Genomic DNA, 15,380 nt, shown 5'->3' with positions numbered 1-15,380 from the left:
AAAGTCATCTCCTTTGCCTGCATGTGCCTGGGGATGTTCATCGCCCTGCTGGACATCCAGATCGTCTCCGCGTCGCTGCGCGACATCGGCGGCGGGTTATCGGCGGGTGCCGATGAACTGGCCTGGGTGCAGACCAGCTACCTGATCGCCGAGATCATCGTCATCCCGCTCTCCGGCTGGCTGTCCAAGGTGCTCTCCACGCGCTGGCTGTTCGCCGCCTCGGCACTGGGCTTCACCCTTACCAGCCTGCTCTGCGCCATGGCCTGGAACATCCAGAGCATGATCGCCTTCCGCGCGCTGCAGGGCTTCCTCGGTGGTTCGATGATCCCCATGGTGTTCACCACCGGCTTCCTCTACTTCGACGGCAAGCAGCGGGTGATAGTCGCCGCCACCATCGGCGCCATCGCCTCCCTGGCGCCGACTCTCGGGCCGGTGGTCGGCGGCTGGATCACCGACATTTCCTCCTGGCCCTGGCTGTTCTATATCAACCTGGTGCCGGGGCTGTTCGTCGCCATCGTGGTGCCGGTCATGGTGCGTATCGACAAGCCCGACCTGTCGCTGCTCAAGGGCGCCGACTACCCGGCGATTCTGCTGATGGCGCTGTTCCTCGGCTGCCTGGAATACACCCTGGAGGAAGGCCCGCGCTGGAACTGGTTCAGCGACGACACCATCGTTGCCACCGCGTGGATTTCCGCACTATGCGGCATTGCCTTCATCTACCGCAGCCTGACCGCCGCGCACCCCATAGTCGACCTGCGCGCCCTGAGGGAACGCAACTTCGCCCTCGGCTGCCTGTTCAGCTTCGTCACCGGCATCGGCATCTTCGCCACCATCTACCTGACCCCGCTGTTCCTCGGCCGGGTGCGCGGCTACGGCGCGCTGGACATCGGCCTGGCGATCTTCTCCACGGGCATCTTCCAGATCATGAGCATCCCGCTCTACGCCGCCCTCGCCCGGCGCGTCGACCTGCGCTGGATACTGTTGCTGGGGATGGTGATGTTCACCCTGTCGATGTATGAATTCGCCCCACTGACCCACGACTGGGGCGCGGGCCAGCTGATGTTCCCGCAGGCCCTGCGCGGCATGGCGCAGCAGTTCTGCGTAGCGCCCACCGTGACGCTGGCACTGGGCTCACTGCCGCCGGAGCGCCTGAAGCTCGCCTCCGGGCTGTTCAACCTGATGCGCAACCTGGGCGGCGCCATCGGCATCGCCGCCTGCGCCACGGTGCTCAACGACCGCGCCAACCTGCACTTCCTGCGCCTGGCGGAGCACCTGAACAGCGGCAACGAAGCGCTCAACCACTGGCTGGCGCCCTCCATGGAGCTCAACGGTGAACCGTCGCAGCAGGCGCTCAAGCACCTGTGGAACCTGACCTGGCGCGAGGCGCAGACGCTAACCTTCGCCGATGCCTTCCTGCTGGTCGGCGCGTGCTTCGCGGTGACGCTGCTGCTGGTGCCACTGATGCGCAGGATTGCTCCGCCCACGCAGCCCAGCGCGGACAGTCACTGAGCCGCCATCAGCTCCTCGAGAAAGGCGACGAACACGCGGATGCGGCTGGATTCACGCAGGCTCGGCGGGTACAGCACGTTGATGCTGCCCACGGTGTTGCCGGGATAGGAGTCGTACGCGGGCAGCAACCGTACCAGCCGCCCGGCGCGGACGTCTTCGGCCACCAGCCAGTCCGACAGCAGCGCGATACCGCCGCCGCCCAGCGCGGTCTCGCGCAGGACATCGGCATTGTTGCTCTGCAGGCGGCCCTGCACGTTGAGCGGCCAGGTGTCCTGGCCGTCACTGCAGGTCCAGGTCAGGTGTGCGCCGCCGTAGTCGAAGCGCAGGCACTGGTGCTCCATCAGGTCCAGCGGGTGGGCCGGTGTGCCGGCGCGCTGCAGGTAGTCGGGGCTCGCCACCAGCCAGCGCTGGAACTGGCCGATGGGGCGGCTGATGATGTCGTCGCTGGTAAGGCTCGAGCCCAGGCGCACGGAGAGGTCGATCTGCTGTTTCGGCAGGTCGGTGATCTGGTCGCTCAGGGACAGGCTGACCTCCAGCTCCGGGTACTGCGCCAGCAGGCGCCCCAGGTGCGGGGCGATGACCCGGCGACCGAACTCCACCGGCACGCTGACGCGCAGCCGCCCTTTCGCCTCGCGGCCACGGTCGCTGACCAGGCCGTCGGCTTCCACCAGCGCCTCGAGGATTTCCACGGCCTTGTCGTAGTATGCCTGCCCGGCGAGCGTCGGGCTGCTGTGGCGGGTGGTGCGGTTGAGCAGCGTGGCGCCCAGCTCCGCTTCCAGCGCCGCCACCTGGCGGGTCACCGAGGAGGTTGCCACGCCGAGCTTGCGGGCCGCCGCCGAGTAGCCGCCACAACGGACGGTCTCGACGAACATCGACAGGGCCTGCAGTTTGTCCATGGCGGCACTCCGGGAGCGGGAAACCCCGGAGTGTACCCAATCACCCCTGCGCTCGCCTTGCACGCCTGTGCTCTCAGGCGTGGCTGTCGCCGCGCAGCAGGAAGAGCAAGGTGGCGATGGTCGGGACAACCGCCGCGCCGATGGCGAACGGCGTCCAGCTGATGGCTTCGTAGAGCGGGCTGGCGACCAGCGAACCGAGTGCACCGCCGACGAAGATGCTGGTCATGTACACCGCGTTCAGGCGCGCACGGCTGTGCGGGTCGAGGGCGTACACCTCGCGCTGGCCGAGCACCATGTTCAGCTGCACGGCGAAATCCAGCAGCACCGCGCACACCACCAGCCAGAAGAACCCCGCACCGGGCAGCGCGCCGAGCAACAGCGCGAACGGCGCCAGCAGCAGCGCCACCAGGGTGCCCTTGAAGGTATGCCCGGCATCGGCCAGCCGTCCGGCGATGGGCGCGGCAACGGCTCCGACCGCGCCGACCAGGGCGAACAGCGCGACCTGGGTCTGACTGAAGCCGTGGTGGCGGATCAGCTCGATGGGGGCGATGGTCCAGAAGGCGCTGAAAGCGGCAAACAGCAGGCCCTGATAAAGCGCGCGCTCACGCAGCACAGCGTAGCGCCGCGCCAGGGAGAACACCGAACCGATCAGCTGCGGGTAGGTCGCGCTGTGGGCCGGCACGCGGCGCGGCAGCGCCACCGCCATCACCAGCGCGATCACCAGCATCAGCACGGACGCGGCGAGAAACACTCCGCGCCAGCCGAAGACTTCCGCCACCAGGCTGGACACCGGCCGCGACAGCAGGATGCCCAGCAACAGGCCGCCCATGATGTTGCCCACCACACGGCCACGGGCCTCCTCCGGCGCCAGGTGCGCGGCCAGCGGCACGAGGATCTGCACCGCCACCGAGGTCAGGCCGATCAGCAGTGCGCAGGCCAGCAGCACCGACGGCGAATTCGCCAGCCCGGCGCCGGCCAGGCACAGCGCCACGGCCAGGGTGAAGCCGATCACCAGCTTGCGGTTTTCCAGCAGGTCCGCCAGCGGCACCAGAAACAGCAGGCCAATGGCGTAGCCGAACTGCGTCAGCGAGACGATCAGGCTGGCTTTTTCGGTGGAGAGGCCAATCGCCGGGGCAATCAGCTCGACGATGGGTTGCGCGTAATACAGGTTGGCGACGACGGCGCCGCAGCAGAACGCGAGCAGCACCACCATTGCCGAGGACAGGGTCGGCTGCGCGTGGTCGGCCGGAAGGGAATTCGAAGCGGGGTTCATGACCATTCCTTGTGGGAAAAACAGTGGCGCCAGCCTATGCCGGCAGCCTCCCGCGCAGAATCGGTCGGGCCGGCAATACAGCGGTGCGCGAAACGCAACGCTGCCTGCCGGCGCGGGCCTCAGGCCATGTCGCTGTTGCTGAACTCCTCGGCGAGGAAGTCGATCAGCGTGCGCACCGAGGGCAGCAGGCCACGGCGCGAAGGGAAGATCGCATGGACGATGCCGCACTTGGGCGACCAGCCCGGCAGCAACTCCACCAACCGGCCGGCGGCCAGGTCCTCGCGCACCGCCACACGCGGCACGTGGGCGATGCCGACACCGGCAATCACCGCGTTGCGCAGGGCCAGCAGGTCATCGGTGACCATCCGCGGCTTGTGCGATATGAGCAGGCGCTCGCCCTCTTCATTGAACAGCTCCCACTGGTATTCGCGCTGCATGCCGCCCCAATGCAGGCTGGGCAGCTGGCCGAAGCCCAGCGGCGAGCTGTCGCCGGCCATGCGTTCGAGGAAGTCCGGGCGCCCCACCAGGCACTGGGTGCTGTTGCCCAGCACCTTCATCACCATGTCGGTGTTCTCCAGCGGCGGGAAGCGCACCCGCAGGGCGATGTCGAAACCCTCATGGAGCAGGTCGACGCGGCGGTTGGTGCTCTCGATGAACAGCTCCACCAGCGGGTACCTGAGCATGTAGCGGGTGAGCATCGGCCCGACCCAGGAGTTGAGCAGCGTCGTCGGGCACGCCAGCCGCACCAGTCCGCGCGGCTCGGCGCGGTTGCGTTCGATGACCTCGGAAGCGCCTTCCGCCTCGATGCGCATGGCCACGCAGCGCTGGTAGTACTCCTGGCCGATCTCGGTCAGCGAGCAGTGCCGGCTGGTGCGATGCAGCAGGCGAACGCCGAGGCGCTCCTCCAGCTGGGCGATGCGCCGGCTGAGCTTGGACTTGGGGATGTCCAGCGCGCGGCCGGCAGCGGCGAAACCACCCTGCTCCACCACCTGGGTGAAGTAATAGAGGGTGTTGAGGTCTTCCATGGATCGTTCTCCGCATGGAACGCTGGGAAAGCTGCGGAGCTTACCGCATCGCGCGGTGCACCGAACTCCCCCTGCAGGAGCGGGCCATGCCCCCGACAGCGCCTGTAAGGCGCTGCTGAAGCCCGCGCGATATCCCGCCGTTTTCCACGAATCTTCCCACCCGCCAACCGCCTTGTGGGCCTACACGAGCCATCGCTAGATTCCAACCCGCCACGGTCAATCCCGTGGTCGGGTTTGGTGACCTGATAACCAGCGCGATTGCGCTGAAAGTGCATGCGAAGACGGCGAATCGTTTTCGTAGGCCCCCACGCAACTGTAGAAAACTACAGCGCTGATATGGCGGATCGCGTGGGGAGGCCCTCGGGCCTGCCGGCTCTGGTTCCGGTTCACCAACCCCACGCGGTCCGCCTCCCTTTTCGGGATGGCGGCTCTCTCCCCGAGTTGGAGTACCTGCCATGGATGCCCTGATTACCGTCACCGCCATGACCTTCCTGCGCCACAACCGCCCCGTACGCGGCGTGATGATCGACAACCAGCCCTGGTTCGTCGGCACCGACGTCGCCCGCCTGCTCGGCCTGCACCACCCCACCGTCCTCGCCCGCCGCCTGGAACAAGGCGAAGCCAGGACCGTGCGCCTGCTGTGCAACAGCGGCAACGAGGAACAAGTCGAAGTCATCAGCGAAGCGGCGCTGTACATGGCGTTCTACCGCCACAGCCACCCGGAAAACCGCACCCTTCGCCAATGGTTCAGTCACGAGGTGATCCCGCAGCTGCGCGACGAGCACACGCAATGCCCGCACCAGCCACGGCGCATGCGCATGACCTGGCTGGACGGCTTCGTCACCGTGCTCGACTGGCAGGGCGAAGTCTGGGTTCCGCTGGACGACCTGCCGACCTTCACTCGCATCAACGGCAAGCCAAAGGGTCCGCGCGGTTTCTGGAAGCGCTGAGTGGCCAGCCGATCCGCAGCAGGCTCGTCGCCAGGGCACTCCCGAGTCGGCGACGAGCAGCCTGTTTGAAAGACGTGGCAACAAACGCCGGGTTGATCGGCTTCGGCCGTCACACCTAGAATCACCGGGCTCGATTTCCGGGCATTCCTTTCTGATCCGTTGAGACAGGCTTCATGTTGGAGATAGCAGTAATCCGATAACCCCCTTCGCCTTGCCGACAAGGCGGGCCGGTTATCGATGCGCACAAACGCTGGCAGACACCACCTCGTGTCTGCGGTTTCTACGCACCTACTGCATTCAGGTTTCCATCATGAATATTTCCAGACCGGAACAACGGACCCTGCACGTCCTCGCCAAGGGCGGCCACATTTCCTTCCAGCGCGACGACGCCGGACGCGTCGTCTTCGTCGAGTGCTATACCCGTGACGGGTATGTACTGGCCGACTGCACCCTGGCTGTCTTCAGGAAGCTCAGGGACAAGCGCCTGATCATCTCGCGCGGCGGTTCACCCTACCGGATCAACGCCACAGGCCTGGGCGCCGTGCGCCCACAACTGGACAACCGCTGACCCACCAAAGGCCGGGCCGGCTTCGCGCGCCCGGCCACCTGCACAAGGGAACTACACCATGCCTTACGAGATTCGCCGGGAACGGCCTGAAGATGTCGCCGTCATTGCCGAAGTAACCACCGCCGCCTTCGCCGTGGCCGAACACCGCAGCGGCACCGAAGGTGCCATCGTCGATGCCTTGCGCACGGCCGGGGCGCTGAGCGTTTCCCTGGTCGCCACGTTGGAGGGCGAGGTGGTCGGCCATGTGGCTTTCTCGCCCGTCACCCTGGACGGCGCGGACCTCGGCTGGTACGGCCTGGGGCCGGTCTCGGTGCGGCCGGACCTGCACGGCCGGGGCATCGGTGCCGCGCTGATTCGCGCCGGGCTGGAGCGCCTGAACGCCCTGGGTGCGAATGGCTGCGTGGTGCTCGGCGACCCGGCCTACTACCCGCGCTTCGGCTTTCGCCAGGACCCGGCGATCCAGTATGCGGGCGTGCCGCCGGAATACTTCATGGCGCTGTCGCTGGACGGCTCGAAGGCCGCCGGACAGGTTGCCTACCACAGCGGTTTCTCCGCCACCTGAAGACGAGAACAGTCGCCATGTCTCCATCGATCAGCACGGCATCGATCCGCCCCGCCACCCCGGCGGACATCGACACCCTCTTCGACATCCGCACCAGCGTGCGGGAGAACCACCTGAGCCGCGAGCAGATGGCCGATATGGGCATCACGCCGCAGGTGCTGGCCGAGGCAATTGAATCTGCGCCTTGCGCGTGGGTCGCCGAGATCGACGGTATTGCCGGCGGCTTCGCCATGGTGGATACCGAAGAGGGAGAACTCTTCGCCCTGTTCGTACGCCCGGAGTTCGAGGGCCAGGGCATGGGTCGGCTTTTGCTGGCGGCGGCCGAGGAGCAGTTGTTCCGTAAGCACGGGAGCATCTGGCTGGTGACCGATGGTGGCGATGGCATTCGCGCCAATGCGTTCTACCGCCGCCACGGCTGGCAACTCGCCGAGCGCGTGGATGAGCGGGATGTGCGCTACGAGAAGTCCCGCCCCTGACCGTGAATTCTCACTGTAGGAGCGGGCCCTGCCCGCGATCCGCCGGCAGGGCCGGTGGCGGATCAAACAGCTGAATGTCAGGCGAACGTCATCACTGGTTCCAGACCGCGCCTTACAGGCGCTGTGCCCGGGCGTGGCCCGCTCCTGCAGGAAACGACGTGCCTGACAGGAAGCACCGTCACAGCAGCGACTTGCCCTGGCTGAGGACCTTGTCGCACACCTGCTTGGTGACCTTTTCCTTGATGCCGCTGCCGGACAGGTCAAGGCTCTTGCCGTCGCTGCCGGTAAGGATGCCCTTGGCGCCATCCTTGTAGCCGCTGTCACTGGTGGTGGTGTTGCCCGGCAGCTTGCCCAGCAGCTTGTCCTTCACCTGGGTGGCGGCATCGGCGTTGAGGTAGTTGTTCTTCGCGCAATATTCCAGCAAGCCGGCGACGTTGCTGCTGCTCGACGACGCGGACGGCAGGCTGCCAAGGCCGCCGAGCTGGCCGGCGACATCGCCGAGGGACGCGGCCTGGACCATCGACCAGGGCAGCAAGGCGGCGAGGACAGTAGGAATCAGTTTGCGGGCATTCATGGGATTCTCCTGTTCATGGGGCGCTCCTGGTTGCGTTCGACGCAACGCGAGGCGCCACTGCGAGTGTAGACACCCCTGCGCGCCAACTCAGTACCCCACCGACTTCAGCACCTCGTCCATGTCGAGGCTCGGCGGCCGGCCGAGGAACATCAGCAGCTGGTCGGTACGGTTGGTGAAGAAGCCGTCCACGCCGGCCTTGGTGAGCTTGTCGAAGTCCACCGAGTCGTCGACGGTGTAGGCATGCACGAACAGGCCACGCTCGTGGGCGGCCTGGTTCATCCACGGCTGCACCAGGTCCATGTAGCTCTGGTCGCCACGGGCGGTCAGGGTCGCCGAAGGGCCCGTGCCCAGCGCGCCATGGGCCTTGGCCCAGTCCAGCCAGGCAAAGAACTCTTCCCTGGACTTCACCTCCTGCCGGGCATAGAAGTCCGCCTTGATCTTCTCTCCGGACTGGGCAAAGGTCGTCGGGCTCTTCGCCGCCATATAGCCATCGCCAGTCCACAGCAGCAGGATCTTCGGCACCTTCGGCATGCTCTTCTGCAGCAGTTCGAGGCTGCTCTTCTCGAAGGTCTGCAGGACGATCTTGCCTTGCGGCTCGCCGTCCGCGTTGAGCCAGCCGCGGTTTTCCAGGGTCTTGCGCAGGTCTTCCTCGATGCCGGGGAACTGCCCCGGCGCCTTGGTTTCCAGGTACAGGCCGGGGGTTTCGCCGCCGCCTTCGGCGATGTCGATCAACTCGTCCAGGGTGAGGATGCGCAGCCCCGCGTACTTGGAGCGGGCGCGCTCGGGATAGATGGCGTTGAACCAGCTGCCGGCATCCAGGCGCTTGAGTTCGGCCAGGGTGAACTTGCTCACCGGGTCCTTCTCGCGGCCGGGGAAGACCTTGGCGATGTTGGTGGTGCGCTCCAGGGTGTCGTCATGCACGGCCACCAGCACGCCGTCGCTGGTGCGCTGCAGGTCCGCCTCCAGGTAGTCCGCGCCCAGGTCACGGGCTGCGAGATAGGCCGGCGCGGTTTCCTCCGGCGCATCGTGGGAAGCGCCGCGGTGGGCGATCACCGCCGGCCAGGGAACGCCGGCGGCCTCGCTGAGGGCGCGGCCGGGAGACTCCTCGGCGCTGGCGGTGAAACTGGCGGCGGCCAGTGCGATGGAGCCCAGTACAGCGATGATGCGACGGCGCATGTGCGAAACCCCTTTGGCTGGGTAACGGATAAGCGGCTCAGTCTGCCGGCGGCCTGTGAAGCTCTTGCGACGGCCAGCCCACTCATGAACGACAAGGCCCGCGGACGATCGCTCGTCCGCGGGCCCTTTGCCCTTCCCTGCCCGATCAGCGCGGCAGGTCGAAGCGGTCGAGGTTCATCACCTTGGTCCAGGCCTTGACGAAGTCATGGACGAACTTGCGTTCGCCGTCCGAGCAACCATAGACCTCCGACAGCGCCCGCAGCTGAGAGTTTGAACCCAGTAGCAGGTCAATGCGGCTGCCGGCCCACCGGGCTTCGCCGGTCTTGCGGTCGCGGCCTTCGAACTCGGTGTTGTCCGCCGAGGTCGGTTTCCACACGGTGCCCATGTCCAGCAGGTTGACGAAGAAGTCGTTGCTGAGGGTGCCGGGGCGCGCGGTGAACACGCCGTTCTGCGAGCCGCCGGTGTTGGCACCGAGCACCCGCAGGCCGCCGATCAGCGCGGTGACTTCCGGCGCGGTCAGGGTCAGCAGCTGCGCCTTGTCGATCAGCAGCGCTTCGGCCGGCACAGCGAACTTCGCCTTCTGGAAGTTGCGGAAGGCATCGGCCACCGGCTCCAGCATGCCCACCGAGTGCACGTCGGTCTGCTCCTGGCTGGCGTCCATGCGGCCCGGTGCGAACGGCACGCTGACCTTGTGGCCACCCTTGCGCGCCGCCTCTTCCACGCCTGCATCGCCGGCCAGGACGATCAGGTCGGCCAGGGATATCTTCTTGCCGCCGGCGGCGGATGCGTTGAATTCGGCCTGGATTTCCTCCAGCGCGCCGAGCACCCTGGCCAGCTGTTCGGGCTGGTTCACCGGCCAGTCCTTCTGCGGCGCCAGGCGGATGCGCGCGCCATTGGCGCCGCCGCGCTTGTCGGAGCCACGGAAGGTCGAGGCCGAGGCCCAGGCGGTGGAGACCAGTTCGGAAACCGACAGGCCCGAGGCCAGCACCTTGGCCTTGAGCGCGGCGATGTCCTGCTCGTCCACCAGCGGGTGGTTGACCGCCGGGATCGGGTCCTGCCAGATCAGCTCCTCTTTCGGCACTTCCGGCCCCAGGTAGCGAGCCAGCGGGCCCATGTCGCGGTGGGTGAGCTTGAACCAGGCACGGGCAAAAGCGTCGGCGAACGCGTCGGGATCTTCGTAGAAACGACGGGAAATCTTCTCGTAGATCGGATCGACACGCAGCGAGATGTCGGTGGTGAGCATCGACGGTGCACGGCGCTTGGACTTGTCGTGAGCATCGGGAATGCTGCCGGCGCCCGCGCCGTTCTTCGGCTGCCACTGGTGGGCGCCGGCCGGGCTCTTGGTCAGCTCCCATTCGTAGCCGAACAGGTTCCAGAAGAAGTTGTTGCTCCAGCGCGTCGGCGTGGACGTCCAGGTGACTTCCAGGCCGCTGGTGATGGCATCGCCACCGGAGCCCGTGCCGAAGGTGCTGACCCAGCCCAGGCCCTGGCTTTCCAGGCCGCCGGCTTCCGGGTCGGCGCCGACGTTGTCCGCCGGACCTGCGCCATGGGTCTTGCCGAAGGTGTGGCCGCCGGCAATCAGGGCGACGGTTTCCTCGTCGTCCATGGCCATGCGCGCGAAGGTCTCGCGAATGTCACGGGCGGCGGCCACCGGGTCGGGGTTGCCGTTGGGGCCTTCGGGGTTCACGTAGATCAGGCCCATCTGCACAGCGGCCAGGGGATTTTCCAGGTCACGCTCGCCGGTGTAGCGCTTGTCGCCGCCCAGCCAGGTGGTCTCTTCGCCCCAGTACACGTCCATGTCCGGTTCCCAGACGTCCTCACGGCCGCCGGCGAAGCCGAAGGTCTTGAAGCCCATGGATTCCAGGGCGACGTTGCCGGTAAGGACGATCAGGTCGGCCCAGGACAGTTTGGCGCCGTACTTCTGCTTGATCGGCCAGATGAGCCGGCGGGCCTTGTCCAGGCTGACGTTGTCCGGCCAGCTGTTGAGCGGGGCGAAGCGCTGCTGGCCACGCCCGGCACCGCCACGGCCGTCGCCGATGCGGTAGGTACCGGCGGCGTGCCAGGCCATGCGGATGAACAGCGGGCCGTAGTGGCCGAAGTCGGCCGGCCACCAGTCCTGGGAGTCGGTCATCACGGCGCGCAGGTCGGCCTTGACCGCTTCCAGGTCGAGGGTCTTGAAGGCCTCGGCGTAGTTGAAGTCCTCACCCATGGGGTTGGACTTGGAAGAATGCTGGTGCAGCAGGTCCAGCCTCAGCTGGTTGGGCCACCAGTCACGGTTCGATGTGCCACCACCGGCGGTCTGGTGGAAGGGGCAGCTACCTTTCTTTTCTTCACTCATTGCAGGCTCCTTGTGAGCGCCTGGCGCGGCGCTTCGTATACGCACAACCCATCAGAAGATAGATCAAACGGGACGGGCTGCTATTGCAGTTATTGATCGGCTCGAGCGGTAAAAGGCTATCGATGCGGGGATGGCGAAAAGCCGTGTTACAGAGGGGTGTGCCGGCAGGATCGTTGCGGGGAGGGTCGCGGGCATGGCCCGCTCCTTCAATCCTGGGGTCGGCGCCCTCGCTTTTTCAGGAGCGGGCCACGCCCGCGAACCCGAAAAGGGATCGCTGACAAAACCCGCTCCTGTGCTCAGGTCAACATCAGAACGCGAAGCACGAACAACCGAAGGCGCCCCAGAACCCGGCGAAGTCACTCACCGGGACATCCCTGGTACGCGCGCGCTCGTGGCTGTGGCCGTGCACGCCGCAGGAGCCGACGCACTGGTGCACGGCCTGCTGCAGCGGCGCCTGCGGACGCCAGTGACCGGGAACCATGGCCACCGGGGACCATTCCGGCACCACCGGGATGCTCGGCGGGGCCAGCTTGTCGAACTCACGGTCGCCGTGGACGATCTTGCCGCCCACCACGGTGAGCACCGACTCGATGGACTTGATCGCCTCTTCCTCGACGCTGAAGAAGTCCTCCGACAGCACCGCCAGGTCCGCCAGCTGGCCGGCCTTGAGCATGCCCTTCTTGCCCTGCTCGCTGGAGAACCAGGCACTGCCGTGGGTGAACAGCTGGATCGCCACCTCGCGGGACAGGCCCTCCGGGTAGAGGCTCAGGCCGCCCACGGTCTTGCCACTGACCATCCAGTACAGCGAGGTCCAGGGGTTGTAGCTGGACACGCGAGTGGCGTCGGTGCCGGCGCCAACGGGCACGCCTTCGGCCAGCATGCGCTTGATCGGCGGCGTGGCCTCGGCGGCCTGCTTGCCGTAGCGGTCGACGAAGTACTCGCCCTGGAACGCCATGCGGTCCTGGATGGCGATACCGCCGCCCAGCGCCCTCACCCGCTCGATGTTCTTCGGCGTGATGGTCTCGGCGTGGTCGAAGAACCACGGCAGGCCGTTGAACGGGATGTCCAGGTTGACCTTCTCGAACACGTCGAGCATGCGCGAGATGGACTCGTCATAGGTCGCGTGCAGGCGGAACGGCCAGCGCTGCTCGACGAGGTGGCGCACTACCGGCTCCAGCTCCGCTTCCATGGTGCCGGGCAGGTCCGGACGCGGTTCGAGGAAGTCCTCGAAGTCGGCAGCCGAGAACACCAGCATCTCACCCGCGCCGTTGTGGCGCAGGAAGTCGGTGCCCTGGCCGTAGGTCACGCTGGAGGTCCAGTTCCTGAAGTCGGCCAGTTCTTCCTTGGGCTTCTGGGTGAACAGGTTGTAGGCGATGCGCACGGTGAGCTGGTCGGCGTCGGCCAGTTGCTGGATCACCTGGTAGTCGTCCGGGTAGTTCTGGAAGCCGCCGCCAGCGTCGATCACGCTGGTCAGGCCGAGGCGGTTCAGCTCGCGCATGAACTGGCGGGTCGAGTTGACCTGGTACTCCAGCGGCAGCTTCGGTCCCTTGGCCAGGGTCGCGTAGAGAATCATCGCATTCGGGCGGGCGATCAGCATGCCGGTGGGCTCGCCGTTACTGTCGCGGACGATCTCGCCGCCGGGCGGATTCGGCGTGTCTTTCGTGTAGCCAACGACGCGCAGCGCGGCGCGGTTGAGCAGCGCGCGGTCGTACAGGTGCAGGACGAACACCGGGGTATCCGGCGCAGCCTTGTTCAGCTCCTCGATGGTCGGCAGGCGGCGCTCGGCGAACTGGAATTCGTTCCAGCCACCGACCACGCGAACCCACTGCGGCGAGGGCGTGCGCTGGGCCTGCAGGCGCAGCATTTCCAGCGCGTCGGAGAGCGACGGCACGCCCTCCCAGCGCAGTTCGAGGTTGTAGTTCAGGCCGCCGCGGATCAGGTGCAGGTGCGAGTCGTTGAGGCCGGGGATGACGGTACGGCGATTGAGGTCGACCAACTGGGTCGAGGCGTCGCGGTAGGCCATCGCCTGGGCGTCGGTGCCGACGACCAGGAACTTGCCGTCGGCGATGGCCACGGCCGTGGCGTGGGGGCGTTCCGGGTCAACGGTGTGCAGCTTGCCGTTGAACAGGATCAGGTCTGCGTTGCGCTCTGCGTTGCTCATGCTCGTGGCCCTCAGCGTTGCAGGAAGGCCAGCAGGTCTTCGTTGAGTTGCTGCGCATGGGTGACGGCAAATCCATGGGGAGCGCCGGCGTAGACCTTCAGTTCTGCGCCCTTGATCTGCTCGGCGGCCAGCTTGCCGGTGGTCTCGAACGGCACGATCTGGTCGTCGTCACCGTGGATCACCAGGGTCGGCACGTCGACCTTGGCGAGGTCCGCGCGGAAGTCGGTTTCCGAGAACGCGCTGACGCAGTCCACGGTGCCTTTCAGCGACGCCAGCAAGGCGATGTTGAGGGTCTGGGTCAGCACGCCGTCGGAGACCTTCTGGCCATGGTTGGTGCCGTAGAACGGCGCGGCGAAGTCGGCGATGAACTGCGCACGGTCCTGCAGCAGGCCGGCCTTGATGCCGTCGAACACGGCGGTGTCCACACCCTGCGGGAAGTCGGCGGCCTTGCCGAAGATCGGCGTGACGGCGCCCAGCAGCACCAGGCCGGCAACGCGGGAGGTGCCGTGGCGGCCGATGTAGCGGCTGACGTCGCCACCGCCCATGGAGAAGCCGACGAGGGTGACGTCGCGCAGGTCCAGGTGCTCGATCAGGCCGGCGATGTCATCGGCGAAGGTGTCGTAGTCGTAGCCGTTCCACGGCTGGCTGGAACGACCGAAACCGCGACGGTCGAAAGCGATGGTGCGGTAGCCGCGGCTGCTCAGGTACTGCATCTGGTATTCCCACATGTCGCCGTCCAGCGGCCAGCCGTGGCTGAACAGCACGGGTTTGCCGCTGCCCCAGTCCTTGTAATAGATCTCGGTGCCGTCGCGGGTAACGAAAGTGCTCATGGAAACTCCTCTGCCTGCCATGCAGGACGATGTGGGTACTGGCGCCACGTAGACGCCGCGGGAGGGAAAATCAATCGGCGTTGAGCCAGCCGGCGCAGCGACGGGTCACCCAGGGCATGATCAGGTAGACCACCGGAAGGACGATGCACAGGGTCACCAGCAGGTTGCTCGGCACCACCCCGGCCAGTACCGGGAAGCGCTCGAAGGCAGGTCCCCAGAGCGGCGGGATGACCATGGTCAGCGGGCTGATCACCAGGTAGGTGAGCAGCGCCTGCTTCCATTTCGGCGGCTGGCGCACGTTGCCGTGCTCGGGGGTGAACCAGAATTCGGCGTCGTTGTGGATCAGCGGGTGGTCGCCCTCTTCCAGCAACGGCGAAACCTCGTCGATCAGCTCGGCGCGCTCGCGGGAGTCGATCCAGGCCTGCAACTGCGCGGCGGCGGCGAAACGCACCACGGTGGTATACATCGCACCTTCGCCGTCCGGGCGGATCACGTTCACCCCCAGGTGCCCCGGCTGCCGGCGCGCGGCCGAAACCGTGCGGCGCAGCCAGGCCTCGTAGCTGGGCAGGGCTTCGCAACGCACCTTGTGGTGGACCACCAGCGTCACCACGCTGTTCAGATCGATGGTTTCGGCGCTCATGGGTGTTCCGGACTCATGATTGAGGTCCGCTCACTATGGCGGCGGCAACGGTCGTCCTATTGGACGCATGTGCTGGATCGGTGCCGGCCATGGCGGCGGATAACGCTGGCGCGTTATGCGCCCTACGCCCCTGGGCCAACCCCGCCCCGCAGGAAGCGGCAAGCCGGCAGGTGGCCGGGCAGCCGGTGGCGGCGATTCAGTAGTCCATGATGCCGGCCGCCCCGGCACGAACGGAGCCAATCTGCATGAGCGGGCCATGTGCGTGATCGCGGGCATGGCCCGCTTCTACAGGGAAGCACTTGCGTAGGATGGGTGGAGCCTGCGATACCCATGCTGCCCTCGGCTCACGGATATCGATGGGTATCGCTACGCTCCACACCATCCTAGGTTCCTGATCCGCCG

14 protein-coding genes are annotated in these 15,380 nt (G+C 66.6%); 5 read left to right on the top strand and 9 right to left on the bottom strand.

Translation table 11 applies throughout. From position 1 onward, the window contains the following. Window positions 1-21: 21 nt before the first annotated feature. Window positions 22-1,509, top strand: a complete 1,488-nt coding sequence (locus IB255_RS27220; RefSeq protein WP_225595069.1) for a DHA2 family efflux MFS transporter permease subunit — start codon at window positions 22-24, stop codon at window positions 1,507-1,509. Here the strand turns inward: IB255_RS27220 and IB255_RS27215 are convergent. The 3 genes from IB255_RS27215 to IB255_RS27205 all read right to left on the bottom strand — a co-directional run bounded on the left by IB255_RS27215 (window position 1,503) and on the right by IB255_RS27205 (window position 4,703). Beyond that, window positions 1,503-2,405: a LysR family transcriptional regulator gene (locus IB255_RS27215; protein WP_192211120.1), complete on the bottom strand. Its 903-nt coding sequence runs from the start codon at window positions 2,403-2,405 to the stop codon at window positions 1,503-1,505. The two genes, IB255_RS27220 and IB255_RS27215, sit on opposite strands and share 7 nt — an antisense overlap. Before the next feature lie 73 nt (window positions 2,406-2,478). Next, entirely contained in the window at window positions 2,479-3,678 is a 1,200-nt protein-coding gene (locus tag IB255_RS27210; protein WP_151186889.1) for an MFS transporter, read from the bottom strand. 119 nt (window positions 3,679-3,797) lie between these two features. Then, window positions 3,798-4,703: a LysR substrate-binding domain-containing protein gene (locus IB255_RS27205; protein ID WP_081517010.1), complete on the bottom strand. Its 906-nt coding sequence runs from the start codon at window positions 4,701-4,703 to the stop codon at window positions 3,798-3,800. Between the two features lie 455 nt (window positions 4,704-5,158). Between IB255_RS27205 and IB255_RS27200 the strand changes: the two genes are divergently transcribed. The 4 genes from IB255_RS27200 (at window position 5,159) to IB255_RS27185 (ending at window position 7,259) form a co-directional block, all read left to right on the top strand. Continuing rightward, a complete protein-coding gene (locus IB255_RS27200; RefSeq protein WP_192211119.1) occupies window positions 5,159-5,653 on the top strand; it encodes a Bro-N domain-containing protein in 495 nt (164 codons plus the stop codon). A gap of 310 nt (window positions 5,654-5,963) precedes the next feature. Next, a complete protein-coding gene (locus IB255_RS27195) occupies window positions 5,964-6,221 on the top strand; it encodes a YjhX family toxin (protein WP_081517008.1) in 258 nt (85 codons plus the stop codon). Window positions 6,222-6,279: 58 nt separating this feature from the next. Beyond that, on the top strand, window positions 6,280-6,783 hold the full coding sequence (locus IB255_RS27190; protein WP_192211118.1) for a GNAT family N-acetyltransferase: 504 nt from the start codon (window positions 6,280-6,282) through the stop codon (window positions 6,781-6,783). A gap of 17 nt (window positions 6,784-6,800) precedes the next feature. After that, window positions 6,801-7,259 (top strand): GNAT family N-acetyltransferase, encoded by a 459-nt coding sequence (locus IB255_RS27185; protein WP_192211117.1) that lies wholly within the window; start codon window positions 6,801-6,803, stop codon window positions 7,257-7,259. Window positions 7,260-7,437: 178 nt separating this feature from the next. On the opposite strand, the gene IB255_RS27180 is transcribed toward IB255_RS27185, so the two are convergent. The 6 genes from IB255_RS27180 to IB255_RS27155 all read right to left on the bottom strand — a co-directional run bounded on the left by IB255_RS27180 (window position 7,438) and on the right by IB255_RS27155 (window position 14,978). Next, the gene (locus IB255_RS27180) at window positions 7,438-7,833 is read right to left on the bottom strand and encodes a DUF2501 domain-containing protein (RefSeq protein WP_192211116.1); all 396 of its coding nucleotides are present in this window, start codon (window positions 7,831-7,833) and stop codon (window positions 7,438-7,440) included. Window positions 7,834-7,920: 87 nt separating this feature from the next. Then, window positions 7,921-9,009, bottom strand: coding sequence for a glycerophosphodiester phosphodiesterase (locus IB255_RS27175; RefSeq protein ID WP_192211115.1), 1,089 nt, complete (start codon window positions 9,007-9,009; stop codon window positions 7,921-7,923). A gap of 145 nt (window positions 9,010-9,154) precedes the next feature. Further along, the gene (gene katG / locus IB255_RS27170) at window positions 9,155-11,347 is read right to left on the bottom strand and encodes a catalase/peroxidase HPI (protein WP_192211114.1); all 2,193 of its coding nucleotides are present in this window, start codon (window positions 11,345-11,347) and stop codon (window positions 9,155-9,157) included. A gap of 307 nt (window positions 11,348-11,654) precedes the next feature. Then, entirely contained in the window at window positions 11,655-13,508 is a 1,854-nt protein-coding gene (locus IB255_RS27165; protein WP_081517002.1) for an amidohydrolase, read from the bottom strand. A gap of 11 nt (window positions 13,509-13,519) precedes the next feature. Next, window positions 13,520-14,338: an alpha/beta fold hydrolase gene (locus IB255_RS27160; RefSeq protein WP_081517001.1), complete on the bottom strand. Its 819-nt coding sequence runs from the start codon at window positions 14,336-14,338 to the stop codon at window positions 13,520-13,522. A 70-nt stretch (window positions 14,339-14,408) separates the two neighbouring features. Beyond that, window positions 14,409-14,978 carry an antibiotic biosynthesis monooxygenase gene (locus IB255_RS27155; RefSeq protein ID WP_081517000.1) on the bottom strand — a complete coding sequence of 190 codons (570 nt, stop codon included), beginning with the start codon at window positions 14,976-14,978 and terminating at the stop codon, window positions 14,409-14,411. Window positions 14,979-15,380 lie beyond the last annotated feature (402 nt).

The organism is Pseudomonas sp. PDM22 (assembly GCF_014851965.1).
In the GTDB taxonomy this organism is placed as follows: Bacteria; Pseudomonadota; Gammaproteobacteria; order Pseudomonadales; family Pseudomonadaceae; genus Pseudomonas.
Note: the sequence above shows the minus strand (reverse complement) of the source record. Positions and strands in the feature narration are given on the sequence as shown.